The following is a 22,810-nucleotide window of genomic DNA, read 5'->3' as shown; positions in this document are numbered from 1 at the left end:
CTGCCGTCGCGCCCCTTGGACCTCTCAATCCACCTTGATGCCGGCCGCCTTCACCACCTTCTGCGCCTTGCCGGTCTCGTCCGCCAGGAACTTGTCGAACTCCGCCGAGGGCATCGTGAAGGGTTCGGCGCCGAGTTTGTCCAGCCGCTCCTTGAGCTCCGGCGAAACCATGATCCTGGCCACCTCGGCCTGCAGTCGGTCGACGATCGGCCGCGGCGTTTTCGCGGGCGCGAAAAGCCCGACCCAGAACAGATAGGCGGAGCCGGGCACGCCGGCTTCCTCGGTGGTCGGCACTTGCGGCAAGACGGCCGAGCGCTGCGCGGTGCCGACGGCCAGCGCCTTGAGCTTGCCGTCCTTGATGAGCGGCAGCGCCGAGACCATGGGCGCGAAGAACCAGTCGACCCGGCCGCCCATCACCTCCGTCATCGCCTCCGGCGTGCCGCGGAAGGGGATGTGCTGCGCCTGCACGCCCGCGGCGAGGCGGAACACCTCCGCGTTCATGTGCGTCGCGGAACCGTTGCCCGCCGAGGCGTAGTTGAAGCCACCAGGCTTGGCCTTGGCCTGCGCCACGAGATCCTTTTCGTCGGCGAAGTGGCCCGGCGCCGTCACCAGAACGTTCGGCAGGCTGGCGAGTGGCGTCACGCCGGAGAAGTCCTTCAGCGTGTCGTAGGAGAGGCTGGAATAGATCGACGGATTCACCAGATGGCCCGCCGAGTGGATGAGCAGGGTCATTCCGTCGGCGGGCGCCTTGGCGACCAGCGCGGCGCCCACCGTGCCGCCGGCACCGGGCTTGTTGTCGACGATCACGCTTGTGCCCAGCGCGGGGCCGAGCTTCTCTGCCACCAGCCTCGCCACGATGTCGGTGCCGCTGCCGGCGGTGAAAGGCACCACCATCCGGATCATCTGGCCCCGCGGCCATTCGCCCTGGGCTTGCGCGCCCCCGAAGGCGCAGAGGGCCAGGGCGGCGGCGATCAGGCGGCGCCGATCAGGAAGGAATTTCGTCATGTCTTGTCTCCGTTTGAATGTGTGAAGGAATGGAATGACGCGTACGAAAAAATGATCCGGCTCAGGCCGGCGGCGGCGCGTTGGCCATGACCAGCGCCACCATCACGGGGCGGTTGCTGCGGTTGAAGAGCTGTCGCTTCTCGCCGGGTGCGAAGCGGCAGCTGTCCCAGGGGCCGAGTTCCTGCTCGTCGGTCCGTCCATCGAGTTCAGAGACCACGCTCAGGCGCCCTTCGAGGACGAGATAGAGCTTCTCCATCGTCGAGCCGTCGAGCGTCGTGTGACCGCCCGGCAGGATCTGGCTCATGCCCATCCACATCTGTGTCGACGGGCCGGCCTCCTTGCCCTGCAGGCGCAGGCAGCGCATGTCGAAGTGATTGGGCGCTTCGTAGGTCGGTGCGTCGTCGAATCGCGTCACGTGCATGGCGTCTCCTCAGGGCCGCAGAACGACGCGGTCGGTGCTGCCGGAGAGCACCAGCCGGTAGGCGTCGAGGGCCTCGTCCAGCGCGAAGGCGCGCGCCACCGGAAAGGGCTTCAGCGTGCCGCGCTCGAAGCCTTCGCGCATGGCGTCGAGCTGCGCAGTCGCGGTAATGCAGTCCATTGCCAGCGAGTCGATGCCGACGAAGGTGTGCATCCCGCGGTAGAACGCAAAGATGTCGAAGGGCACCGCGCGGTCCTGCGTGGAGATCAGGATCTGCGTGGCGCCCTTGGCCATCGACTTGTTCGCGGCATCGAAGTAGGCGCTGCCGACCGTGTTGTAGGCGATGTCGACGCCGCGCCCGTTCGTCAGCTCCCGCACGCGCGTTGCGATGTCGCCTTGCGTGCCGTCGATCACGTCGACGGGCGAATTCGAGAATCCTTCGAACGTCACTCCACGCCGCTGCACCGCGATCACGCGCGCGCCGCCTTGCGTCGCCAACTGCACGGCGGCCTGGCCGACCTTGCCGTTGGCGCCCAGCACCAGCACTGTCTGCCCTGACTGCGGCATGCCGCTGCGGCGAAAGCCTTCATAGGCCGTGACGAAAGGCACGCCGACCGCGCCGGCTTCGTCCATGGAAATGCCGCGGGGCTTGTCGCGAAGGGCGGCCACGGGCAGAACCAGGAAGCGAGCATGCGATCCGTCGCGCGTGATGCCGACATCACCGCCCGAGCCGTAGACCTCGCGGCCGATCCATTCGCCGGGTCCGTCGACCACGACGCCGGCAAAGTCGCGCCCCGGCGTGCGCGGCCACACCGCCTGCGGCATGATCCCGAGCGTCGCTTTCACGTCGCTGGGGTTGACGGCTGCTGCACCGACTTTCACGACAGCGAAACCTGGCTCGACATGCGGCTGCGCCTGCGTCACTGCTTCGAGGTGCAGGGCGTCCAGGTTGGCGGCCTTCTGGCTCACGCGCAATGCGCGCGCCACGTCATGGACGATCGTTTCGCTCATTGGGCAACCTCCAGGCCGAGCATCGCGCGCGCCTCGCGTGCGGTGGCGACTTCGCCGCCCAGGCTCTGGATGATGTCGCGCGCCTTCGCGACCAACTGCGCGTTGCTCTCGGCGAGCACGCCCTTTTCGAGGTAGATGTTGTCTTCCATGCCGACGCGCACATGTCCGCCGAGCAACCATGCCTGCGCCACGATCGGGAACTCCATGCGGCCGATGCCGAAGGCGCTCCAGAAGGCGCCGCGCGGCAGCATGTCGCGGGCGTACAGCACGGTCTGCGGCGTGGGCATGAAGCCGTACTTCACGCCGAGCACGAAGGTCCACATCGCGGGGCCCTCGAGCGTGCCGTCGGCGATGAGGTCCAGCGCCATGTGGATGTCGCCGGAGTCGAAGACCTCCAGCTCGGGCTTCACGCCGGCCTCGCGCATCACCTTCGCCATGCGGCGCACGTTCTTCGGCGTGTTGATGACGACGTCAGGCCCCGAATTCATCGTGTTGAGATCGAGCGAGCACACGTCGGGTCGAATCAGCGCGATGTGCTCGACCCGCTTTTCCGGCGGCAGCAGCGTGCTGCCCGGTGCGGCGACCTTCGGGTCGTCCTCGCTCGGGATGAAGCGACCGCCGGGCCCCGTCGTCAGGTTGATGATGAGATCGCGGTTCGCGCGGCGGATGCGGTCCACCACTTCGCGGTAGAGCTCGACCTGCATCGAAGGCCGCCCGGTCTCCGGGTCGCGCACATGGATGTGCACCTGGCCCGCGCCGGCTTCGGCGGCGGCAAGGCATTCGTCGGCGATCTGCGCGGGCGTGATCGGCAGGTGCGGCGTCTGCTCGGGCTTCACGAGGTTGCCGGTGACGGCGCAGGTGATGAGGGTCTTGGTCATATTGCCCCCACGCTTGCCGCTTCGCGTGCTGCGCTGCCCCCCGTGGGGGCCTTCGCGCCTTTGGGCGGCCATGCGGCGCTCACAGATGCCTCCCCCCATCGACCACGATGCGCGTGCCGGTGACGAATCGCATCGTCGTGGCGAGCGCCTCGACGGCGGCCGCCACGTCCTCGGGCGAACCGATGCGGCCGAGTGGCGTGGTGTTCGCCATCTTGGCCTTGAAGTCCTCCCCGCGTCCCGGCACGAAGGCTGACTCGACCGCGCCCGGCGACACCGACACCACGCGCACGGCCGGAGCCAGTGCCTTGGCAAGTGCATCTCCCACGACGTCCAGCCCGGCCTTGGCCGCGACATACGCCAGGTTGCTGCCCACGCCCGTGAAGCCGGCGATGGACGACACGTTGACCACCAGCCCGTCGCCGCTCGCCTTGAGCAGCGGTGCGAAGGCACGAATGGTTGCGAACACACCGCGGAAGTTGGCGCGCAAGAGGTCGTCGATGAGCTCGTCGGTCAGGGCCTCGAGATCGGCGGCCGGCACCGGCTGCGTGTGTCCGGCGCTGTTGACGAGGATGTCGCAGCGGCCATAGGTGGCGTGCACTTCGGACGCCGCTTTTCGCAGGCTGGACGTATCGACGATGTCGGCACGGATCGCCGAGTGACGCTGGGCGTCGCCGCCCGGCAATGCCGAGGCGCGCGCTGCGGCGTCATCGCCCTTGCGATGCAGCAGGACGCAGGTTGCACCGAGCGCGGCGAGGCGACGGGCCGTCGCGTAGCCGATGGCGCCGAGGCCGCCGGTGATGACGGCCACCTTGCCGTCGAGTCGGGATGTGGGATCGAAGCTCATGAAGGGTCGTTCAATGAAGTCAAGGAATCGGGGGGCGCGGGAATTTCATTTCGCCGGGCTCGAGGACGAAGTCGTGCTGGAGGGTGGCGTGCTCGCCGCCGTGCTGGGGCTCGAACCGCCCGATGAGCCGGCGCGTCACACCGAAGACGGGATCGCTCTCGAGGTTCTCGTCATCATCCGCGAACACCTGCGTGATCAGCACCTTGTAGCCCGGCTTGCTGACCATGAAATGCAGATGCGCTGGCCGGTTCGGATGCCGCAACTGCGCGCGAAGCAGGTCGCCGCAGGGCCCGTCGATCGGCACCGGATACCCGGCCGGCCGCACGGAGCGGAAATGGAAGCGGCCTTCCGCGTCGGTCTTGAACCGGCCGCGCAGGTTCATGTCCTCCTGCGCTTCGTCCTGGTTCTCGTAGAGGCCGACCGGCGAAGCCTGCCATACGTCGATCGTCGCGTCTGCCACGGGTTGGCCGCGGCCGTCTCGCACCGTACCGGAAGCTTCGAGCGACGTGCCCGGCGTCTCCGAACGCGCGATGTTTTCGCCCGCATCGCAAATCGGCGCGTTCGCGCGCCAGAACGGGCCGAGCAACGCGGCCGGCGATTCGCCTTGCGGATCCTGGTTGTTCAGCAGCGCGACCAGCGTCGAGACGCCGAGCAGGTCCGCCGCCAGCACGACTTCGTTCTTCTTCTCGCCGCTGGCCTGACCGATCGCGACGAGAAATCCGAGCGCGCGCTCGAACTCGTCCTCGGTGAGCTTCACTTCCTGCACGAAAGCATGCAGATGGCGGGTCAGCGCGGACATGACGGTGCGAAGGCGCGGATCGGGCGTGCGCGCCATCGCCTGCGTCGCGATCTGCAGCACGGAATCGGGCGTGGTGACGATGTTCATGGGAAGTGGCTCCTGCAAACGTTTGCACATTATTCAGCAGTTCGGCGAGAACGTAGAATCCGGATATCCCCTCATCCATTGTGGAAAATTCGAACAAAGGCTCGAATTTTGGGTATCAAACGTTTGCATCAATGAAGTCGATTTCGTCCTCCGCAGTGACCATTCGCGATGTCGCCCAGGCGGCTGGCGTGCACGTTTCGACAGTCTCCCGTGCGCTCAATCCGGACAAGCGCGGGCTCATCAGTGCCGAAGTCTTGCGCGTGGTCGAAGAGGCGGCGCTCAAGCTGGGCTACCGCCCGAATCGCGCTGCATCCGCATTGCGCACCGGGCGGACGCAGACCATCGGGGTGCTGCTGCCGGACATCACCAACCCCGTGTTCCCGCCCATCCTGCAAGGCATCGAGGCGAGCGCCGCCGCGCGCGGCTATTTCGTCTTCGTCACGAACGTGGTCGACGCCGCGCTGGCCCGTCCCATCGTCGAACGCATGCTGGCGCAGCGTGTCGACGGCCTCGTGATGGCGATCGCCACGCGCGACGATCCGCTCGTCGACTACATCGCCAGGGCGGGCATGCACGCGGTGCTCGTCAATCGCGCCGACGAGACCGGCCGGTTGCCGGCGGTGGTCAGCGACGATCGCCTGGCGATGAAGCTGGCCGTCGACCATCTCGTGGCCACCGGGCATCGCCGGATCGGCCATCTCGCGGGCCCGCAGAACGTGCCGACCGGCGTGGGACGGCGGCAGGGCGTGGAGCAGGCGCTGCGCGATCGCGGGCTGGAGATGGCCTGCGTCGCCGAGTGCGAGGGCTACACCCGCGAAGCCGGCCGTGCGGCCATGCGGACCTTGCTGGCGCAACACGAGCGGCCCGAAGCCGTGGTGTGCTGCAACGACCTGGTGGCGCTCGGCGCGTACGACGTGCTGCGCGAACTCGGCATCCGCGTGCCGCAGGACATCTCGATCACCGGCCACAACGACATGCCGCTGGTCGACATGGTGAATCCGCCGCTCACCACCATTCGCCTGCCGCACCGCGAGTTGGGCTGGCGCGCGGCCGAGATGCTGTTCGACGAGATCGAAGGCCGCGCGCTGTCGGCGTCGACGGTGGTGCTGCGCCCGGAACTCATCGTGCGCGAGTCGACACGCGACCTGAACCTCGGCGGCTGAGCGCCCGGCCGAAAACTCACGGGTTCGCGCTGCGCCTGTTCACGAGAACGATCCCCAGTGCCACGCCGGAGAGCGCCAGCACCAGTTGCAGCGTGAGCGGCTCGGAAAGAATCACCACGCCGAACACCAGCGCAAGCAACGGCGTGAGAAAGGTGAACGACGAAATTCGCGTGGCCGGGTAGTGCCGCAACATCCACATCCACGCGAGGTAGCTGGCGAAAGCGCCGATCACCGTCTGCAGGGCGATCGACAGCCATGCGTAGCTCGAATACGAGAACCCCCACTGTTCGCGCAAGGCCAGCGAGAGCACCGGAGAGACCGCCGCAGTGACCGCGATTTGATAGAAGAGCGTTTTCTCCGCACTGGCGGTCGACAGCCGGGTGGCCCGGATCGCCAGCGTCGTGAGGCCCCACATCACGCCTCCCATGAGGCCGAGCGCATCGCCGCGCAGCTGGCCCGTCGTGCTGTGGCCAAGGCTCTCGCTAAAAGCGAACACCACCCCGGCGAAGGCGATGGCGAGCCCGATCCATTGCACGCCGCGCAGCCGCTCGGCCGGCACGAAGCGCGGGAGCAACACCGCGACGACAAATGGCGATGTGTACAGGAACACCGTCAGCCGCGATGCGCTGGTGTGCTGCAGACCGAGGTAGATGCAGATGAATTCCCCCGCGAACAGCACGCCTGCGAGCAGGCCGCCCGGCAGGGTCCCATCGCGCTCGAACAGCGGCACGCCGCGCCACCGGCACCACAGCCACAGCAGCACGACCGCGCCCGCCATGCGGATCGACGCTTGCCAGAGCGGCGGCACTTCGGTGACGGTGGTCTTGATGAGGATCTGCTGCAGTCCCCAGAAAGCGCAGCAGGCGAGCAGGAGCGCAGTGGCACGGGTGTCGAGATGGTCCTTGCGTTCGATCATTCGTTCGTTGTTCTTCGTTGGTAGGGCGGTTTGCCGCGCGTGCCGACCATGAGGTCCGGCACCACGGTTTCCACATCGGGCACGGCGTGCGCCGCGCTTTCGAGGCGCTTGGCCATCTCGCGTGTCGGGACGCAGCCCTGCAGGTAGACCCAGCGGCGCTGGATAGTGACCCACACGCTGCTGCGCCGCAGGCCCGGCACGGCGTTCAGCGCCTTGCGCACCTCCGGCGCGATCGTCTTGTCGTAGCGGTAGGCGTTGCTGTCCTTGCAGCGGCCGGCGAGCCAGCAACTCGTGCCTCGCTCCAGCCGGCTGTGCATTTGCTCTCGCACCTCGGCTGCCGTATAGAGCGGACCCAGCGGCACAGGGCAATCCGCCAGTCCCGACGACACCTGGAAAAAGGGGTCATCGAAGAAGTTGGTGCGCTCGCCGTCATCCGCGCCGTACGCCGCCTGCGTGGCCGCGCCTGCGAGTACGAGGACTGTCAGCCAAGGGGAGCGGCTGCAAGACTTCAAAGCGGGTGCTCGGTATAGAAGCGCCCGCCGTGGAAAAGCAATGGAGATGCGCCCAGGCTGTGCGAGCAGCGCTCGACCTCGCCGACGAAGATCACGTGGTCGCCTTCGTCATAGCGGCTGCGGTTGAAGCACTCGAAACTGGCTGCCGCGCCGACCAGCACCGGCGCACCGCCGACGCCGTCGGTGTAGGCAACGTCGGCCCAGCGGTCGACGTCCTTCGTCGCGAAGCGCTCCGCCAGGCTCTTCTGGCTGGCCGACAGGATGTTGATCGCGTAATGCGATCCGGTGCTCAGCGCCGCCATCGAAGCGGCACTCCGTGCAAGGCTCCACAACACCAGCGGCGGATCGAGCGACACCGAATTGAACGAGTTCGCGGTGAGTCCCACCAGGGCACCGTCGGCGGATCGCGCAGTGACGATGGTCACGCCGGTGGCGAACATGCCGAGCGCGGCACGGAATTCGTCGGTCGAGAAAGAAGGCGGTTGCGCCTGAGCAGGAGCGGTCACGGAGAAGCAGCAAAGTGGACGACCCATTTTGGCCGATCCGCAAATTGCCCGCCCGCGCTCAAATCGGCGCAGCTTCAGGCCAGGGACACCGCGGAACCGGCTTCGCCGGGCCGCCGGTGTCGCCCCCGGCAGGGGGTGGGCGGCTACACGCAGTGAGCCAACCTGGGGGCGAGCTTGGTCTAGCCGAAGAACCAGTAGCCCACGGCGATGGCCGCGATGACCCCCGCCAGTTCCGCCAGCAGCGCGCAACCGACAGCGTGCCGCGCCCGCTGGATCCCGACCGCACCGAAGTACACCGCGAGCACGTAGAACGTGGTTTCCGTGCTGCCCTGGATGACCGCCGCAACCCGTGCCGCGAAGCTGTCGACGCCCTGGCTCTTCATGGTCTCGATCAGCATCGCGCGGGCCGCGCTGCCCGAGAAGGGCTTCACCAGCGCCGTCGGCAGCGCATCGACGAAACGGGTGTCCCATCCTGTGCGCGCGACGAGCCACCGGATGCCTTCCAGCACCAGGTCGAGCGCGCCGGAAGCACGCAGCGCACCGACTGCACAGAGCATGGCGACCAGGTAGGGCAGCAGGTTCTTCGCGACGTCGAAGCCTTCCTTTGCACCTTCGACGAAGCATTCGTAGACCTTCACGCGCCGGATCGCACCCGCCAGCAGGAAGACGACGATCAGCGCGAACAACGTGAGGTTGCCGAGCAGCGAAGAGAGCGACGCCAGCGCAGCCGACGACAAGGTGGCGAGCAGCGCCATGAAGCCGCCGAGCAGCAGTGCGCCCGGAACGAGATAGGCGAGCACCACCGGTTCCCAAAGCTTCAGCCGCTGCATGAAGGCCACCGACAGCAGGCCGACCAGCGTCGATGCGCTGGTGGCGAGCAGGATGGGCAGGAAGACCAGCGTCGGATCGGCCGCACCCTGCTGCGCGCGATACATGAAGATGGTGACCGGCAAGAGCGTCAGCGACGATGCATTGAGCACGAGGAACAGGATCTGCGCGTTGCTCGCCGTCGTCGTGCTGGGATTGAGCGTCTGCAATTCGCGCATCGCCTTCAGCCCGATGGGTGTTGCCGCGTTGTCGAGCCCGAGCGCATTGGCGGCAAAGTTGAGCGTGATGAGGCCGAGCGCGGGATGACCGGCCGGCACGTCCGGCATCAGCCGGCGAAACAGCGGCCCCAGCAGTCGCGCAAGCAGGTCCACGATGCCGGCGGCTTCAGCGATGCGCAGGAAGCCCAGCCACAACGTGAGCGTGCCGAAGAGCAGCACCATGACTTCGACGGACAGACGCGCCATCGCGAACAGGCTTTCGACAAGCGCGGCGAACACCGCGGCATCGCCGCCGATCAGCCAGCGCCCGAGCGCAGCCACCGCTGCCGTGAGAAAGAATCCAAGCCACAAGCCGTTGAGCACGCGTACCCCTTGCTGCGAATGCGCGCCGATCATAGGGGCCGCGACAATCGCCGCCATGAACATCAATCGGAGAGCGCTCAATCGTGCGGCACTGTGGCTCGCGTTGGGGAGCTGGGCGGCGCCGTCGAATGCGGGTGCGCCGCGGACGCCCCGTTGGGCATCGAATCCCTTCAGCCTCGGCATCTCAAGCGGCCAACCGCGGCCGGACAGCGTCGTGCTCTGGACAAGGCTTGTGCCCGCGGCGGACGAAGCAGGTGCCGCCTGCACCGTGCAGTACGAGATCTTTGCGGACGAGAGCTTGCGCCGGCCGGTGACGCGCGGCGAGACGGTGACGGACTTATCCCGCGGGCTGAGTGTCCACGTCGTGGCGCAAGGCCTTCAGCCGCAACGCGACTACTGGTATCGATTCATCTGCGGCAATGCGGTAAGCCCGGTCGGCCACACACGCACCGCGCCGGCGGCCGACGCCGATGTCCGGCGAATGCGTTTCGCGCTTGCCTCGTGCCAGCACTACGAGCAGGGCCGCTTCGTTGCGCACCGCGAGATTGCCGGACGCGACCTGGACTTCGTGCTGTTCGTGGGCGACTACATCTACGAAGGCAGCGGTGCCAGCTACGAGATCCGCAAGCACGGTACGCGCACGCCGCACACGTTGGACGAATACCGCGACCGGCATGCGCTCTACAAGGGCGATGCCGATCTCCAGGCCGCGCATGCGGCGCATCCGTGGATCGTGACGTGGGATGACCACGAGGTGGTCAACGACTATGCGGACGACCGGGATCCGGCCTACAGCGATCCGGAGCGGTTCCTGCGGCGCCGCGCGGCGGCCTACCAGGCCTATTTCGAGCACATGCCGCTCGCGCTGCCGCCTCGGGGCGCCGCGATGCGCATCCACGACCGGCACACATGGGGCCGCCTCGCGGAGCTATGGACGCTGGATTGCCGCCAGTTCCGCAGTCACCACGCCTGTCCCGATCCGGAGCGCGATGTGGGGCGAACGCTGGTCGGTTGCGCGGAACTCGCCGATCCCGCGCGCACCATGCTCGGCACCGAGCAGGAACGCTGGCTGAGCCAGGGCCTGGCATCGTCGAAGCGCAAGTGGAAGCTGCTCGGCCAATCGACGCAGATGAGCGCCGCCGGCTTCGATACGGCGGAAGGCCGCAAGGTATGGACCGACGGATGGGACGGCTATCCCGAAGCGCGCCGCCGCCTCCTGCAAGGCACGAGCGATGCCGGCGTGCGCAATCTGGTCGTGATGGGCGGCGATGTGCATCGGCACGTCGCAGCGGACCTCCGGCTGACGCCCAACGATCAGGCGTCGCCGGTCATCGCTAGCGAATTTGTCGGGGGTTCGATCACCTCTCGGGGCGCCAGCATGGCGGCCATGGCGCGCATGCGCCGCGACAACCCCGACGTGGCGTATGCCCGAGGCGACCAGCGCGGCCATGCGCTTTTCGACATCACGCCCGACCACATGCAGTGCGAGTTTCGAGCGACGCCGCACCCGGTGCAGGCCGATTCGGTCTTCGAGACACAGGCCCGCTTCGTGGTGGATACGGGCCGCGCGGGCATCCGCGAGGCCTGACTCAGTCCAGCGCCGACGCCGGCCCGAAGAACTCGTAGCGCGCCTGTTGATCCGGAACGCCCAGTGTGCGGAGCGCGCGCCTGACTTGCTGCATGAAAGGCTTCGGCCCCAGGAAATAGGCATCGATGTCGCGCGTCGTGCCGGGCAGCCATTGGGCGAGCTTCTCCGCATCGATGCGCCCCACCGCGTGCGGCGCATCGGCCTTGTCGGCGGGATCGGGGGCTTCCTCGTAGCAATAGAAGCGCTGGAGTTGCGGGTACTTGTGCGCCAGCGCATCGATGCTCCGCCGAAACGCATGGGCGCCGCGCGTGCGTGCGCAGTGGATGAAGTGCACGGTGCGTGACGTCTTCAGTGCTTCTTCGAGCATGGCGAGCGTCGGGGTGATCCCGACGCCGCCGCTGATCAGGACCAGTGGCCGGTCGCTGGGCGTGAGCGTGAACGCGCCGGCCGGCGGATACAGCTCGATCGTGGCGCCTTCCCGCACGTCGTCATGAAGGTGATTGGAGGCCAGTCCGCCGGCTTCCCGCTTCACACTGATGCGATAGGTCTTGCCGTTCGGCGCCGCCGACAGCGAATAGTTGCGACGGATCTCCTCGCCGTCCACCAACAGCCGCAGGCCGATGTACTGGCCGGGCTGGAAGTCCAGCACTGGTTTGCCGTCGGCGGGCGCCAGGTAGAAAGATGTGATCGCGTCGCTCTCGACTTCCTTGCGGACGACCTTGAAGTCGCGTCCGCCACGCCAGCCGCCCGGCGCCACTTCGCTGGCGTCGTAGACGGCCTTCTCGGCGCCGATCAGGATGTCGGCAAGTTGTCCGTAGGCAGCTGCCCAGGCGTCGATGACTTCGTCGGTCGCGATCTGCGGGCCCAGCACTTCGCGGATCGCGCGCAGCAGGCATGCGCCCACGATCGGGTAGTGCGACGGCTGCACCTGCAGGGCGACGTGCTTGTTGACGATCTGCGCGGCCAGGTCGCCCAGCGCTTCGAGGCGATCGATGTTGCGGGCGTACATGAGCACGCCATTGGCGAGTGCACGCGGTTGGTCGCCGCTGACTTGATGGGCTTGATTGAAGAGAGGGCGGACTTCCGGATGCTCGCTCAGCATGATGCGATAGAAGTGCGTCGTGAGCGCTTCGCCTCCCGTCTCCAAAAGAGGAACGGTGGCAGTAACGATGGACTTCTGTTGTCCGGTGAGCATGGGAGATCCTTCAATGAAAAGTGGCGATGCACCAAACAGTGCAAGCAACGTTCCAGCCGGACGATTCATATGAATCAATGACTTATGAAGTGATGATGTCTTCTTGACGCGCATACGATAAGGTCCTTTTGACATCATTGTGTCCAAATGACATCCCAGCCGCTGCTCAAGGCCATCATTCCGCTGGTGGCCGACATCTCGCGCGAACTGCCCGGCGCCGAGCGCTATCGCCGGTTGCTGGAAGCACTGCGTGTCCTGTTGCCTTGCGATGCGGCCGCGTTGCTTCGGCTTGACGACGGCTGGCTCCTGCCGCTGGCCGTCGACGGCTTGAGCGCCGACACGCTGGGCCGGCGCTTCCGCGTCGAAGAGCACCCGCGCTTCGCGGCGCTGCTGGAGGCGAATGGGCCGTTGCGCTTTGCCACGGACAGCGCACTGCCCGATCCCTATGACGGCCTTGTAGAGGGCGTCGAAGGGCATCTGCCGGTGCACGACTGCATGGGCTGCGTGATCCACTTGGATGAAAAGCCGTGGGGCCTGCTGACGCTGGACGCGCTGGCGCCCGAGCGGTTCTCGAGCGTCGAGCTCGATGCGCTGCAGTCCTTCGGTAGCCTGGCTGCGGCCACGGTCAGCGTGGCCGGGCACATCGAACGGCTGGAATCCCGCGTCGAGTACGAGAGCCAGCGGGCCGAAGGCTTTCGCCTTGCCGCCAAGCCGCGCGAACGAACGCTGATCGGCCGCAGTCCCGCCATGCGACAGCTTCAAAAGGAGATCGGGCTGGTTGCCGGCAGCGAGCTGTCGGTCCTCATCCAGGGAGAAACCGGCGTCGGCAAGGAACTGGTCGCCGAGGCGCTGCATACGGCTTCCCCGCGCGCAGCGCGGCCCATGATCAGCCTGAATTGCGCCGCGCTGCCGGAAACCCTGGTCGAGAGCGAGCTTTTCGGTCACGTCAGGGGTGCATTTACAGGTGCCGTCGGCGAACGGCCCGGCAAGTTCGAATTGGCCGATGGCGGCACGCTCTTTCTCGACGAGGTCGGCGAACTGGCGTTGCCGGTCCAGGCGAAGCTGCTTCGCGTGCTGCAGAGCGGGCAGCTGCAGCGGCTGGGCTCGGATCGCGAGCACCGCGTCGATGTGCGCCTGATCGCGGCGAGCAATCGCAACCTCGCGGAAGAGGTGCGCGCGGGACGCCTGCGAGCGGATTTCTATCACCGCCTGAGCGTCTATCCGCTGCAGGTTCCTCCGTTGCGAGAGCGAGGGCGCGACGTGCTCCTGCTCAGCGGCTTCTTCCTCGAGGAGAACCGGTCACGACTTGGGCTCGGGGGCCTTCGGCTGGATGGAAGCGCTCAAGCCGCCTTGCTGGCCTATGAATGGCCCGGCAACGTGCGTGAACTCGAACACCTGCTGGGACGCAGCGCGCTGAAGGCGCTGGGTCGCCACGCGCAGCGGCCGCGCATCCTGAGCCTGGTGGCGGAAGACCTCGATCTGCCGGAGCCGCAAGGCCGCATAGACCTAGACCGGGAAACCGACGTTTCGAGCGAAGCCAAGCACACCAAGGCAGCGCCGAACGAGCACTTGAGCGATGCGGTGGAGCGTTTCAAACGCGAACTCATCACCGCAGCCCTTGCGCGACACAACAACAACTGGGCCGCGGCGGCGCGGTCGCTCGGCATGGACCGCGGCAATCTCGCCCGGCTCGCGAAAAGACTCGGCATGCCGGCGGACAAGCCCGCCTGATGGGACGTCAGTCCCGCGCGCGCCGGTGCGGCACCTCGATCAGAAGGTCCGGCCGGAAATTCTCCGACTCGCCCTTGGCCATGTACCCCAGCGGATTGGCCACCACGCGGCAGCCGTCCTTCACGTAATCGAACTGGCAGTGCAGGTGCCCGTGCAACCAGAGATCGGCGCGCGGCAGCAATTCGTCCAGACTGTTGCAGAAGCCTGCCGTGCCGGGGCTCAGCCCGTAACGTGGATCGGCGCTCGCCAGCGTCGGCGCGAAATGCGTGATCGCGACGGTGATGCCGTCGAAGTCTTCGGCCAGAGCGTCGCGCAGCCACGCCTGACACGTTAGTGAGTGCTCCCTCAAGGGTTCTGCGAGGAATAGCTCTCCCGCCCGGAGCGTGGCGGCCTTTTCGAGATAGAAGTTGGCGGCGCGCATCGCCTTGCCGCGCTTCTTGAACGCCTCGGCCATGCTGTCCGTCGGTTCGACGAGCGCGTCGAAATCGGCCCAGAGCGTCGTGCCGATGAAGCGGATTCCGTCGATGACGCGGGTTTCGCGTTCCAGCCATCCGATGTCCAGCGCGTCGCAAGTCTCACGCAGGCGCGTGTGAATCTCGTCGAAGTCGGCGTTGTCGTACTCGTGATTGCCCGGAACGTAGAGGACTGGCACCGGCCACCCATGTCGAGGGGAGAAGCGGGTCAGCCCGAAATCCGACTCAAGCAGCCTCGAACCCGATTGATAGGAGCCGATGTCGCCCGCGAGCACCAGAAGATCGGCGCCCGGCGCCGGCGCGATCTCGAGATTCGGATGGACTTCGATGTGCAGGTCGGAAAGCAGCTGTAGCTTCATGAATGCAGTCTAGGCGATGACGTCATGCGCAGCGCGCATAAGGTTCGACTTGGAATATTGGGGAAAACCCTTAATCTTGGGATCATCGTTACTTCCAGCGCGCGCAACATGCCGCGCACCATCATGTTCAGCTTGATTGCCCAAGTGGCACATTTCTTCCTCTCTTCCAACGCCGCGACTTCCAATCCGGCCACCGCCTTGATGGAAAGCGCCGACGTCCGCGCAGGCCTCGATGCCCATCATGCCCAGGAACTGCGCGCGGCTGCCAGCGCCTGGCTCAGCGTCATCCGCTGATCGACCTCCTGCCCAGCGGCGATCCCTCGAACGCGGAGCCTGCTGATCGCAGCAGCGCCTGCCGAAGCCATTCGTGGGCGTGCGCATGCTGTGCGCGGCGGTGCCACAGTGCGTCCACGTGCACGTGGGGCTGATCGAAGGGCAAGTCCCGCAGGACGAGCTGATCGTCGATGCCCGTGACGCGAACGAAATGGCGCGGCATCACGGTCAGCAGATCGGAATTCGCGACCACACGCCCCGCCGTGAAGAACTGATTGACCGTGACCACGATGCGCCGCTCGCGCCCCAGCGCTCCCAGCGTCTGGTCGATGAAGCCATGGGGTCGCCCCGAAAAACTGACCAGCAGGTGCCGCGCCGCGCAATAGCTATCGAGCGTCATGGGCGCTGCGGCGAGCGGATGATCGCGCCGCATCACGCACACGTATTCGCCCACATAGAGGCGCTGCGTCTCGAAGGGCGTGCCGTCGCCTGACTGGCCCCGCGCAGCCAGGCTGGCGACGACGGCGGGAAAGTAGCCGATCGCAACATCGACCTCTTCGTTCTCCAGCATTCGACGCGGGTCGCGCGTGGTGAGGGGCAACACCCGCAGCGAGACCGAGCGCGCCTCGTTTTCCACGATCTTGATCAGGCCCGGCATGAGTTCGGCGGCGGTCGCATCGGCCATCGCGAGAAGAAAGGTCGTGTCCGCACCGCTGGCGTCGAACTCACCGGGGGCCAGGGTGTGCTGCAACTGCCTCAATGCATCGCGGACGGTGGGCCAGAGCGCCATGGCACGTGGTGTCGGCTCGATACCGGGCCCGGATCGGCGCACGAGTTCATCGCCCAGCACCTCGCGCAGTCGTCGCAGCGAGTTGCTCACCGCAGGCTGCGTGATGGAGAGATTTCGCGCGGCGCGCGTGAGGTTTCGCTCCGCCATGACCTCGTCGAAGACGCGAAGCAGGTTGAGGTCGAGTGTGCGGAAGTTAATGTCCATCATGAAGGTGAATGATAGGCATCAGGAAGATAAATTAGATAAACACTAGGGTAACCCCTAATATCACTCCATCGACTCCGGACCTTCGTCCATTTTTTGGAGGAACGCATCATGACCAACTTCGTACACGTAGATACCCCTGCAACCCATCCCGGCGTCGTTCGCGCCGAGGCCGTGATCGAGCGCATTCGCCGCTCGCGCCGTAACTTCGACAGCTCGCGCGGCCTCGCGGCCTTGCTGCTTGCCGCTATTGTTTCGTCATTGCTCGTCGTGGCCGACAAGCTCATGTCAACCACGGAAGAGGGTGGGCTGCTCGTGGCTTGGGTCGTGCTCTGGGGTGTGGCGTTCGTCGGCCTGGCGCTCTTTGCCGGCACTGCCCGTTCGTTGGCGATCCGTGCCCTGACGGCCACCCGCAAGGCGGCGCGTCGTCGCGCAGCGGCGCGCGCGGACGAGAAATTCATGGCTTACGCCAAGCACGATCCCCGCATCCTGCGCGATCTGCAAGTGGCTGCCTCGCGCCAGGAAGCCGCGCGATTCGCCGCCGCCGATGATTCCGCGGACGCGGTGCCTTCGTTCCGCAACGCGTTGCGCAGCATCGGCTACTACTGATCGACTCCCCCGCTCAGGCAACAAACAAAAAGCCGCCCTTGGGCGGCTTTTTGCTTGTCTGCGAGAAACTCAGGCTGCGAGACGCTGCTCGATGGCTGCCTTGGTGGCCGGCAATTCCTTCGGCAGATGGTGCGCCAGTTGCTGGAACAGCTCTGCATGCAGCTTCAGCTCGGCCTGCCATGCCGCCTTGTCGATGCTGGTGACGGTGTCGAACTGTTCGGCGCTGAAATCCAGCCCGGTCCAATTCAGGTCTTCATAACGGGGGCTGACGCCGAACACGTGCTCGCTGCCTTCGGCCTTTTGATCGATGCGGTCGATCATCCACTTCAGCACGCGCATGTTCTCGCCGTAGCCGGGCCACACGAACTTGCCGTCGGCGCCCTTGCGGAACCAGTTGGTCGTGTAGATCTTCGGCAGGCGCGCGCCAGAGGCCTCGAGCTTCTTGCCGAGGTCGAGCCAGTGCTGGAAGTAGTCGCTCATGTTGTAGCCGGCAAACGGCAGCATCGCAAACGGATCGCGTCGGACCACGCCTTGCTGCCCGGCCGCTGCAGCCGTCGTCTCCGAGCCCATGGTCGCGGCCATGTAGACGCCCTCGACCCAGTTGCGGGCCTCGGTCACCAACGGAACGGTGGTCGAGCGGCGGCCGCCGAAGATGAAGGCGTCGATGGCGACGCCCTTGGGATCGTCCCATGCCTCGTCGAGCGCCGGATTGTTGATCGCCGCGACGGTGAAGCGCGCGTTCGGATGCGCGGCCTTGGCGCCGGTTTCCTTCGCGATGGCGGGAGTCCAGTCCTTGCCTTGCCAGTCAATCGCGTGCGCGGGGGCTTCGCCCATGCCTTCCCACCAGACGTCGCCGTCATCAGTCAGCGCCACGTTGGTGAAGATCACGTCGCGCTCCAGGCTGGCCATGCAGTTCGGGTTGGTCTGCAAGTTGGTGCCGGGTGCCACGCCGAAGTAGCCCGCCTCGGGGTTGATGGCGTAGAGCTTGCCGTCGGCACTGGGCTTGATCCATGCGATGTCATCGCCGATGGTCGTGACCTTCCAGCCTTCGAAACCGGCCGGCGGAATGAGCATTGCGAAGTTGGTCTTGCCGCAAGCGCTGGGGAATGCCGCTGCCACGTGGCGCTTCTTCCCTTCGGGGCTGGTGACACCCAGGATCAGCATGTGCTCGGCGAGCCAGCCTTCGTCACGGCCCATGTTCGATGCGATACGCAGCGCGAAGCACTTCTTGCCGAGCAGTGCGTTGCCGCCGTAGCCCGAGCCGTAGCTCCAGATCTCGCGCGTCTCGGGGTAGTGGACGATGTACTTGGTCTTGTTGCAGGGCCACGCCACGTCTTTCTGGCCGGCTTCGAGCGGTGTGCCGACCGTGTGGACGCAGGGCACGAAATCACCTTCGTCGCCCAGCACGTCGTACACGGCCTTGCCCATGCGGGTCATGATCTTCATGTTGACGGCCACATAGGGGCTGTCGGACAACTCGATGCCGATGTGCGCGATCGGCGAGCCCAACGGGCCCATGCTGAAGGGCACGACGTACATCGTGCGGCCCTTCATGCAGCCGTCGAACAGCGGCTGCAGCGTCGCGCGCATTTCAGCCGGGGCCATCCAGTTGTTGGTGGGACCGGCGTCTTCCTTCTTCGCGGAGCAGATGAAGGTGCGGTCTTCGACGCGCGCGACGTCGCTCGGATCGGAAGTTGCCAGGAAGGAGTTCGGCCGCTTGACGGGATTCAGCTTCTTGAGTGTGCCGGCATCGACCATGAGTTGGCAGAGGCGGTCGTATTCCTCGGTGCTGCCGTCGCACCAGTGGACGGCGGCGGGCTTGCACAGCGCGGCCATCTCGGCCACCCAGGCGATCAGCTTGGCGTTCTTGACGTAGGAGGGTGCCTGCATGGCGAGACCCTTCAGCGGTGCGTTCATCGATATCTCCTAAGTTGAAAATCGTCTTTTCGAAGGGGACTCGGCGCCGCGGACGGCGAGATCCATTTGAAAAAACGTTTCAGTCTCTGAAGAGTGGGGCCGGATGTCAGCCAGTACGGACCGCAAACTGAGGCCGGACTGCGCCGACCTGCGATTCTTCCTGCGCCAGTGAGGACACGGGGTACCTACTTGGGCGCGGAACGGATCAAGCCATGAAGATGGCGATGGAAGCCAGGAGCAGCATCAATACCCCGCCGACGATCGGCAAGACCAAGGGCATGAGATGGACGATCGACTCGACCGCGTCCTTTTCGACGGCAGCCGCATGGCCGGGCTCGATGGGGGTTGTAGGGTTGGACATTGGAATTCCTCGGGTTCTCGGGACTGACGGCATTTTACCGGTGGGCCGCTACGTCACCGTCTAGGGGGTTGCCAGACCCTCAGTGCTGCTCGATCGCCTCGAATCCCGCTGTACGCAGGGCGTCGAGAACGCCGGACAGATGCTCGCGCCCACGTGTCTGGAGCACCAGTTCGACGTCGACGTTCTGGGCCGCCAGCATGGTGAACGCGCGCTGATGGTGTACTTCGTCGATGTTGGCGCCCGCTTGCGCGACAGTGGCCGTGATCTGGGCCAGGGAGCCGGGCACGTCGCGCGCACTGACGCGTACGCGCGCCAGCCGTCCCGCCCGCACCATGCCGCGCTCGATGATCGCCGCCAGCAGCAGGGGATCGATGTTTCCACCCGAAAGCACGAGGCCGACGCGCTTGCCCTTGAAGCGTTCGGGATGCCTGATCAGCGCCGCGAGACCCGCGGCGCCCGCACCCTCGACCAGCGTCTTCTCGATTTCGAGCAGCATCAGGACCGCCTGCTCGATGTCGCCCTCGTCGACGAGCAGAAGGTCGTCGACCAGCCGGGCGATGATCTCCTGCGTCAACACGCCCGGCGTACCGACGGCGATGCCCTCGGCGATCGTGTTGGTGCCCTGCGGGTGGTTGGTCCCCTTGACGGCGTTCACCATGGCCGGGAAGCGCCGGGTCTGGACTCCGACGATTTCGATGTCCGGCTTGCGCGCACGTGCTGCGACCGCCATGCCGGCGATCAGTCCGCCGCCGCCGACCGACACCACCAGGGTATCGAGGTCTGGTACGGCGTCGAGCATCTCGAGGGCGATCGTTCCCTGTCCGGCAATGATCGCGTCGTCGTCATACGGGTGAACGAAAGTCAGGCCTTCACGTTCCGCCAACTCCAGCGCGTGGGCGCGTGCGCTGTCGAGCGTGTCGCCGTGCAACACCACCTCGGCGCCGAAACCCCGGGTCCTTTCGATCTTCACCCCTGGCGTGAAGCGCGGCATGACGATCAACGCGCGCAGGCCCAGGCGTTGCGCGTGATAGGCCACGCCCTGTGCGTGGTTTCCGGCGGACATGGCGATCACGCCGCGCGTTCCGCCTTCGGAAAGGTCGACGAGCTTGTTACAGGCGCCCCGTTCCTTGAACGAAGCCGAGAACTGCAGATTCTCGAATTTCAGGAACACCTGGGCGCCGACGATTTCCGACAGCGTCCGCGATTCCACGCACGGCGTTTCGAGTATTTGCCCTCTGAGGCGCGCTGCCGCGCGCTCGATGTCTTTGATATCCACCATCGCAAGCATTGTGGACGGATTCGCAACATCCGGGTTTTTACCCGTTTCGAGGCTTCCCGAAGCCAAAAGTCTGCGCTATGGTCGCTCCCAGATTCGTTTTCTCCTGTTATGGAGTTTGCTCAATGGTCAAGCGGTCCGGCGTCGATGTAGTGGCAGCGGCTTCCCGCGGCCATGCATTGCCTTCGCCCGGACTCAAGGAAGCACCGGTGCTCGAACTGATGTGTTCGCACTTCGTGCTCACGCTGGCCGCCAAGCAAGGTCCAAGATTCAACGTTCGTCGCGATCTCAACGGCCTCCTGTCGCTCACAGGTCGCCACCTGGTCTGGCCGACGCCGGTGTTGCTGCGCCTGCGCGAGTTCCTGAGCCGCCGTTGCGCCGGCAACGACGTCTGGAAGGGCGTCGAGGACTTCGACGGCCGCACGCTGCTGGAGCGCCACGGCGTCTGGCGCGGGCCCTATGAAGAGGGCACCCTCTTCTTCTATCTCGACGAGTACGCCAAGGACCAGCCGAAGGACCTGCTGTCGGTCCTGTCGGTGACGCGCGACTGGCTGACCCACGCATTGCGCAAGCAATCGACGCTGGTCGAGAAGAACATCGACGCGCTGGCGGGGCTGCTGCAGCTCAACAAGGCCGAGCGCGCACTGCTGCTGTACGGCACCCTGGCGCGTTATCAGCGCGACCTGCGTTCGCTGCTGGTCGAGTTCAAGGTCAACAACGCACCCGAGGCCTACGCCGCCATCGCGGAGGTGGCCGGCGTCAACGCGAGCGATGTCGGCGAAGCGCTGCGCGCCGGATCACGGCTCGAACGCATCGGCCTGGTCGAGAACCTGATCTCCGAGCACAACATCACCGACCTGGCCGATCTGATGAAGGTCAGCGAAAAGCTCCCGCCGGTGCTGATGCGCGAATACCGCGACCGCAACGAACTGATGGCCGTGTTCACGCGCCCGTCCGCCAAGAGCGCCCTGTCAGTTCAGGATTTCTCGTTCGTCGAGGACGATGCGCAGATGCTCGTCACGCTGCTGCGCGCGGCGGTGATGCGCAAGGAGCCGGGCGTCAATGTGCTGCTCTACGGCCCGCCCGGCACCGGCAAGACCGAACTCGCCAAGGTGGTCGCGCAGGCCGCGGGGCTGGAGTTGTTCGAAGTCGAATACGCGGATCGCGACGGCAATTCGCTGTCGGGCCGCGATCGCTACCGCTCGCTGCAGATCGCGCAGGTATTCCTGAAGGGCAGCGAGCAGGCGGCGCTGCTTTTCGACGAAGTGGAAGATGTGTTTCCGCCGATCAGCACCGAAGCCGCGCAACTCATGGCGCGCGCCGAGCAGATCCCTTCGCCCACGAGCGGGAGCGTCAGCGGCAAGGCTTGGGTCAATCAGATCCTCGAATCGAATGCCGTGCCGACGTTGTGGGTCACCAATCGCATCGAACAGATCGATCCGGCCTTCCGTCGCCGTTTTGCCTATCACCTGGAACTCAAGTCGCCGCCGCCCGGCGCGCGCGAGCAACTGGTGCGCAAAACCCTCGAGGGCGTCTCGGTGTCGGATGCTTTCACCGCCAAGCTGGCGGGGCGCAAGGGCCTGACGCCCGCGCAAATCCGCACGGCCGTCCGCTTTGCCGAATTGGCGATGACCGAAGGCGACTCGGTCGAGCGTCTGATCGAGCGCCAACTCAAGAATGCCGACCTCGCACTCGGCACGCTCGACGGCCTGGGCGCACGGCGCAGTGTCACGACCTACGACCTTGAGATGCTCAACGTCGAGACCCGTTTCGAAATACCGCGCATCGTCGAAGCCCTCAAGGTGCGTGGGCATGGAACCCTGTGCTTCTACGGCGCGCCCGGCACCGGCAAGACCGCGCTGGCAGAGCACCTTGCAAAAGCGGTCGGCCGCCCGCTGATCATCAAGCAGGCGAGCGATCTCATGAGCAAGTACGTCGGCGAGACCGAACAGAACATGGCTGCCATGTTCAAGGAAGCCGAGGCCGAGAAGGCCATCCTGCTGCTCGACGAGGCCGACAGCTTCCTGCAGGACCGCCGGGGTGCGCAGCGCACTTACGAAGTGACGGAAGTGAACGAGATGCTGCAGGGCATGGAACGCTTCGACGGCATCTTCGTCTGCACCACCAACCTGCTCGACCGCCTCGATCAGGCGGCGCTGCGGCGCTTCACCTTCAAGATCAAGTTCATGCCGCTGACCAGCGATCAGCGTGAACGCATGTTCATCACCGAAGCGCTCGCCGGCGACGCCACGCTCATGACGAGCGAAATCCGGCTTCGCCTGGCCAAGCTATCCCAGCTGTGCCCCGGCGATTTCGCGGCCGTGAAACGTCAAACGGATATCCTCGCGGTCGAGTTCTCGGCGGCCGAGTTCCTGGACCAGCTCGACGCCGAGCATCGAATCAAGCCCGAAGTGCGCGAGTCGCGCGGCATCGGCTTCGTTCAGTAATCCAACACACAGGCTGCAGCGGGATTCGCCGCGCGTGGG

At 65.9% G+C, this 22,810-nt stretch carries 22 protein-coding genes; 6 read left to right on the top strand and 16 right to left on the bottom strand.

Features of this window, described 5'->3' with window-relative positions; all coding sequences use genetic code 11:
• Positions 1–24: 24 nt before the first annotated feature.
• From AC1DHL_RS19275 to AC1DHL_RS19250, 6 genes are all read right to left on the bottom strand, one after another.
• Complete coding sequence (locus AC1DHL_RS19275; RefSeq protein ID WP_478163014.1) at positions 25–1,005, bottom strand: tripartite tricarboxylate transporter substrate binding protein; 981 nt, start codon at positions 1,003–1,005, stop codon at positions 25–27.
• 61 nt (positions 1,006–1,066) lie between these two features.
• A complete protein-coding gene (locus AC1DHL_RS19270) occupies positions 1,067–1,426 on the bottom strand; it encodes a cupin domain-containing protein (RefSeq protein WP_478163013.1) in 360 nt (119 codons plus the stop codon).
• 9 nt (positions 1,427–1,435) lie between these two features.
• Complete coding sequence (locus AC1DHL_RS19265) at positions 1,436–2,434, bottom strand: quinone oxidoreductase family protein (protein ID WP_478163012.1); 999 nt, start codon at positions 2,432–2,434, stop codon at positions 1,436–1,438.
• A complete protein-coding gene (locus AC1DHL_RS19260; protein ID WP_478163011.1) occupies positions 2,431–3,312 on the bottom strand; it encodes a beta-keto acid cleavage family enzyme in 882 nt (293 codons plus the stop codon). The genes AC1DHL_RS19265 and AC1DHL_RS19260 overlap by 4 nt, the downstream gene beginning before the upstream one ends.
• 79 nt (positions 3,313–3,391) lie before the next feature.
• A complete protein-coding gene (locus tag AC1DHL_RS19255; protein ID WP_478163010.1) occupies positions 3,392–4,156 on the bottom strand; it encodes an SDR family NAD(P)-dependent oxidoreductase in 765 nt (254 codons plus the stop codon).
• A gap of 19 nt (positions 4,157–4,175) precedes the next feature.
• Positions 4,176–5,042 carry a dioxygenase family protein gene (locus tag AC1DHL_RS19250; protein ID WP_478163009.1) on the bottom strand — a complete coding sequence of 289 codons (867 nt, stop codon included), beginning with the start codon at positions 5,040–5,042 and terminating at the stop codon, positions 4,176–4,178.
• A gap of 131 nt (positions 5,043–5,173) precedes the next feature.
• On the opposite strand from AC1DHL_RS19250, the gene AC1DHL_RS19245 reads away from it, so the two are divergent.
• Entirely contained in the window at positions 5,174–6,205 is a 1,032-nt protein-coding gene (locus AC1DHL_RS19245; protein ID WP_478163008.1) for a LacI family DNA-binding transcriptional regulator, read from the top strand.
• Between the two features lie 16 nt (positions 6,206–6,221).
• Here the strand turns inward: AC1DHL_RS19245 and AC1DHL_RS19240 are convergent, their stop codons facing one another.
• From AC1DHL_RS19240 to AC1DHL_RS19225, 4 genes are all read right to left on the bottom strand, one after another.
• Positions 6,222–7,121, bottom strand: a complete 900-nt coding sequence (locus AC1DHL_RS19240) for a DMT family transporter (RefSeq protein ID WP_478163007.1) — start codon at positions 7,119–7,121, stop codon at positions 6,222–6,224.
• Entirely contained in the window at positions 7,118–7,633 is a 516-nt protein-coding gene (locus AC1DHL_RS19235) for a BON domain-containing protein (RefSeq protein ID WP_478163006.1), read from the bottom strand. Before AC1DHL_RS19235 ends, AC1DHL_RS19240 begins: the two co-directional genes overlap by 4 nt.
• Positions 7,630–8,166 (bottom strand): flavin reductase family protein, encoded by a 537-nt coding sequence (locus AC1DHL_RS19230; protein WP_478163005.1) that lies wholly within the window; start codon positions 8,164–8,166, stop codon positions 7,630–7,632. Before AC1DHL_RS19230 ends, AC1DHL_RS19235 begins: the two co-directional genes overlap by 4 nt.
• Before the next feature lie 152 nt (positions 8,167–8,318).
• Complete coding sequence (locus AC1DHL_RS19225; RefSeq protein ID WP_478163118.1) at positions 8,319–9,548, bottom strand: nucleoside recognition domain-containing protein; 1,230 nt, start codon at positions 9,546–9,548, stop codon at positions 8,319–8,321.
• A 55-nt stretch (positions 9,549–9,603) separates the two neighbouring features.
• Between AC1DHL_RS19225 and AC1DHL_RS19220 the strand changes: the two genes are divergently transcribed.
• Complete coding sequence (locus AC1DHL_RS19220) at positions 9,604–11,136, top strand: alkaline phosphatase D family protein (RefSeq protein WP_478163004.1); 1,533 nt, start codon at positions 9,604–9,606, stop codon at positions 11,134–11,136.
• Position 11,137: 1 nt separating this feature from the next.
• On the opposite strand, the gene hmpA is transcribed toward AC1DHL_RS19220, so the two are convergent.
• Complete coding sequence (gene hmpA, locus AC1DHL_RS19215; protein WP_478163003.1) at positions 11,138–12,331, bottom strand: NO-inducible flavohemoprotein; 1,194 nt, start codon at positions 12,329–12,331, stop codon at positions 11,138–11,140.
• A gap of 147 nt (positions 12,332–12,478) precedes the next feature.
• On the opposite strand from hmpA, the gene norR reads away from it, so the two are divergent.
• On the top strand, positions 12,479–14,062 hold the full coding sequence (gene norR / locus AC1DHL_RS19210) for a nitric oxide reductase transcriptional regulator NorR (protein WP_478163002.1): 1,584 nt from the start codon (positions 12,479–12,481) through the stop codon (positions 14,060–14,062).
• A 7-nt stretch (positions 14,063–14,069) separates the two neighbouring features.
• On the opposite strand, the gene AC1DHL_RS19205 is transcribed toward norR, so the two are convergent.
• Complete coding sequence (locus AC1DHL_RS19205) at positions 14,070–14,894, bottom strand: metallophosphoesterase (RefSeq protein WP_478163001.1); 825 nt, start codon at positions 14,892–14,894, stop codon at positions 14,070–14,072.
• A 24-nt stretch (positions 14,895–14,918) separates the two neighbouring features.
• Between AC1DHL_RS19205 and AC1DHL_RS19200 the strand changes: the two genes are divergently transcribed.
• Positions 14,919–15,188, top strand: a complete 270-nt coding sequence (locus AC1DHL_RS19200) for a hypothetical protein (protein WP_478163000.1) — start codon at positions 14,919–14,921, stop codon at positions 15,186–15,188.
• Here AC1DHL_RS19200 and AC1DHL_RS19195 read toward each other — a convergent pair.
• Positions 15,178–16,161 carry a LysR family transcriptional regulator gene (locus AC1DHL_RS19195; protein ID WP_478163117.1) on the bottom strand — a complete coding sequence of 328 codons (984 nt, stop codon included), beginning with the start codon at positions 16,159–16,161 and terminating at the stop codon, positions 15,178–15,180. The genes AC1DHL_RS19200 and AC1DHL_RS19195 overlap by 11 nt on opposite strands.
• 111 nt (positions 16,162–16,272) lie before the next feature.
• Between AC1DHL_RS19195 and AC1DHL_RS19190 the strand changes: the two genes are divergently transcribed.
• On the top strand, positions 16,273–16,770 hold the full coding sequence (locus AC1DHL_RS19190; RefSeq protein WP_478104263.1) for a hypothetical protein: 498 nt from the start codon (positions 16,273–16,275) through the stop codon (positions 16,768–16,770).
• A 69-nt stretch (positions 16,771–16,839) separates the two neighbouring features.
• Here AC1DHL_RS19190 and AC1DHL_RS19185 read toward each other — a convergent pair whose 3' ends face one another.
• The 3 genes from AC1DHL_RS19185 to AC1DHL_RS19175 all read right to left on the bottom strand — a co-directional run bounded on the left by AC1DHL_RS19185 (position 16,840) and on the right by AC1DHL_RS19175 (position 20,327).
• Positions 16,840–18,687, bottom strand: a complete 1,848-nt coding sequence (locus AC1DHL_RS19185) for a phosphoenolpyruvate carboxykinase (GTP) (RefSeq protein ID WP_478104265.1) — start codon at positions 18,685–18,687, stop codon at positions 16,840–16,842.
• A 205-nt stretch (positions 18,688–18,892) separates the two neighbouring features.
• Positions 18,893–19,048, bottom strand: a complete 156-nt coding sequence (locus AC1DHL_RS19180) for a hypothetical protein (protein WP_478162999.1) — start codon at positions 19,046–19,048, stop codon at positions 18,893–18,895.
• Positions 19,049–19,127: 79 nt separating this feature from the next.
• On the bottom strand, positions 19,128–20,327 hold the full coding sequence (locus AC1DHL_RS19175) for a threonine ammonia-lyase (protein ID WP_478162998.1): 1,200 nt from the start codon (positions 20,325–20,327) through the stop codon (positions 19,128–19,130).
• Between the two features lie 122 nt (positions 20,328–20,449).
• On the opposite strand from AC1DHL_RS19175, the gene AC1DHL_RS19170 reads away from it, so the two are divergent.
• Complete coding sequence (locus AC1DHL_RS19170) at positions 20,450–22,771, top strand: ATP-binding protein (RefSeq protein WP_478162997.1); 2,322 nt, start codon at positions 20,450–20,452, stop codon at positions 22,769–22,771.
• The last annotated feature ends 39 nt before the right edge of the window (positions 22,772–22,810 follow it).

Source organism: Variovorax sp. 10L426 (genome assembly GCF_056395305.1).
Note: the sequence above shows the minus strand (reverse complement) of the source record. Positions and strands in the feature narration are given on the sequence as shown.

What these genes read in the sequence shown, in the direction of transcription:
- AC1DHL_RS19205 (WP_478163001.1), bottom strand. Translation starts at nt 14,894, where the DNA reads ATGAAGCTACAGCTGCTTTCCGACCTGCACATCGAAGTCCATCCGAAT.
- AC1DHL_RS19245 (WP_478163008.1), top strand. Translation starts at nt 5,174, where the DNA reads ATGAAGTCGATTTCGTCCTCCGCAGTGACCATTCGCGATGTCGCCCAG.
- AC1DHL_RS19220 (WP_478163004.1), top strand. Translation starts at nt 9,604, where the DNA reads ATGAACATCAATCGGAGAGCGCTCAATCGTGCGGCACTGTGGCTCGCG.
- AC1DHL_RS19180 (WP_478162999.1), bottom strand. Translation starts at nt 19,048, where the DNA reads ATGTCCAACCCTACAACCCCCATCGAGCCCGGCCATGCGGCTGCCGTC.
- AC1DHL_RS19270 (WP_478163013.1), bottom strand. Translation starts at nt 1,426, where the DNA reads ATGCACGTGACGCGATTCGACGACGCACCGACCTACGAAGCGCCCAAT.
- AC1DHL_RS19185 (WP_478104265.1), bottom strand. Translation starts at nt 18,687, where the DNA reads ATGAACGCACCGCTGAAGGGTCTCGCCATGCAGGCACCCTCCTACGTC.
- AC1DHL_RS19170 (WP_478162997.1), top strand. Translation starts at nt 20,450, where the DNA reads ATGGTCAAGCGGTCCGGCGTCGATGTAGTGGCAGCGGCTTCCCGCGGC.
- AC1DHL_RS19175 (WP_478162998.1), bottom strand. Translation starts at nt 20,327, where the DNA reads ATGGTGGATATCAAAGACATCGAGCGCGCGGCAGCGCGCCTCAGAGGG.
- AC1DHL_RS19230 (WP_478163005.1), bottom strand. Translation starts at nt 8,166, where the DNA reads ATGGGTCGTCCACTTTGCTGCTTCTCCGTGACCGCTCCTGCTCAGGCG.
- AC1DHL_RS19240 (WP_478163007.1), bottom strand. Translation starts at nt 7,121, where the DNA reads ATGATCGAACGCAAGGACCATCTCGACACCCGTGCCACTGCGCTCCTG.
- AC1DHL_RS19255 (WP_478163010.1), bottom strand. Translation starts at nt 4,156, where the DNA reads ATGAGCTTCGATCCCACATCCCGACTCGACGGCAAGGTGGCCGTCATC.
- AC1DHL_RS19260 (WP_478163011.1), bottom strand. Translation starts at nt 3,312, where the DNA reads ATGACCAAGACCCTCATCACCTGCGCCGTCACCGGCAACCTCGTGAAG.
- hmpA (WP_478163003.1), bottom strand. Translation starts at nt 12,331, where the DNA reads ATGCTCACCGGACAACAGAAGTCCATCGTTACTGCCACCGTTCCTCTT.
- AC1DHL_RS19200 (WP_478163000.1), top strand. Translation starts at nt 14,919, where the DNA reads ATGCGCAGCGCGCATAAGGTTCGACTTGGAATATTGGGGAAAACCCTT.
- AC1DHL_RS19195 (WP_478163117.1), bottom strand. Translation starts at nt 16,161, where the DNA reads ATGGACATTAACTTCCGCACACTCGACCTCAACCTGCTTCGCGTCTTC.
- norR (WP_478163002.1), top strand. Translation starts at nt 12,479, where the DNA reads ATGACATCCCAGCCGCTGCTCAAGGCCATCATTCCGCTGGTGGCCGAC.
- AC1DHL_RS19265 (WP_478163012.1), bottom strand. Translation starts at nt 2,434, where the DNA reads ATGAGCGAAACGATCGTCCATGACGTGGCGCGCGCATTGCGCGTGAGC.
- AC1DHL_RS19190 (WP_478104263.1), top strand. Translation starts at nt 16,273, where the DNA reads ATGACCAACTTCGTACACGTAGATACCCCTGCAACCCATCCCGGCGTC.
- AC1DHL_RS19250 (WP_478163009.1), bottom strand. Translation starts at nt 5,042, where the DNA reads ATGAACATCGTCACCACGCCCGATTCCGTGCTGCAGATCGCGACGCAG.
- AC1DHL_RS19275 (WP_478163014.1), bottom strand. Translation starts at nt 1,005, where the DNA reads ATGACGAAATTCCTTCCTGATCGGCGCCGCCTGATCGCCGCCGCCCTG.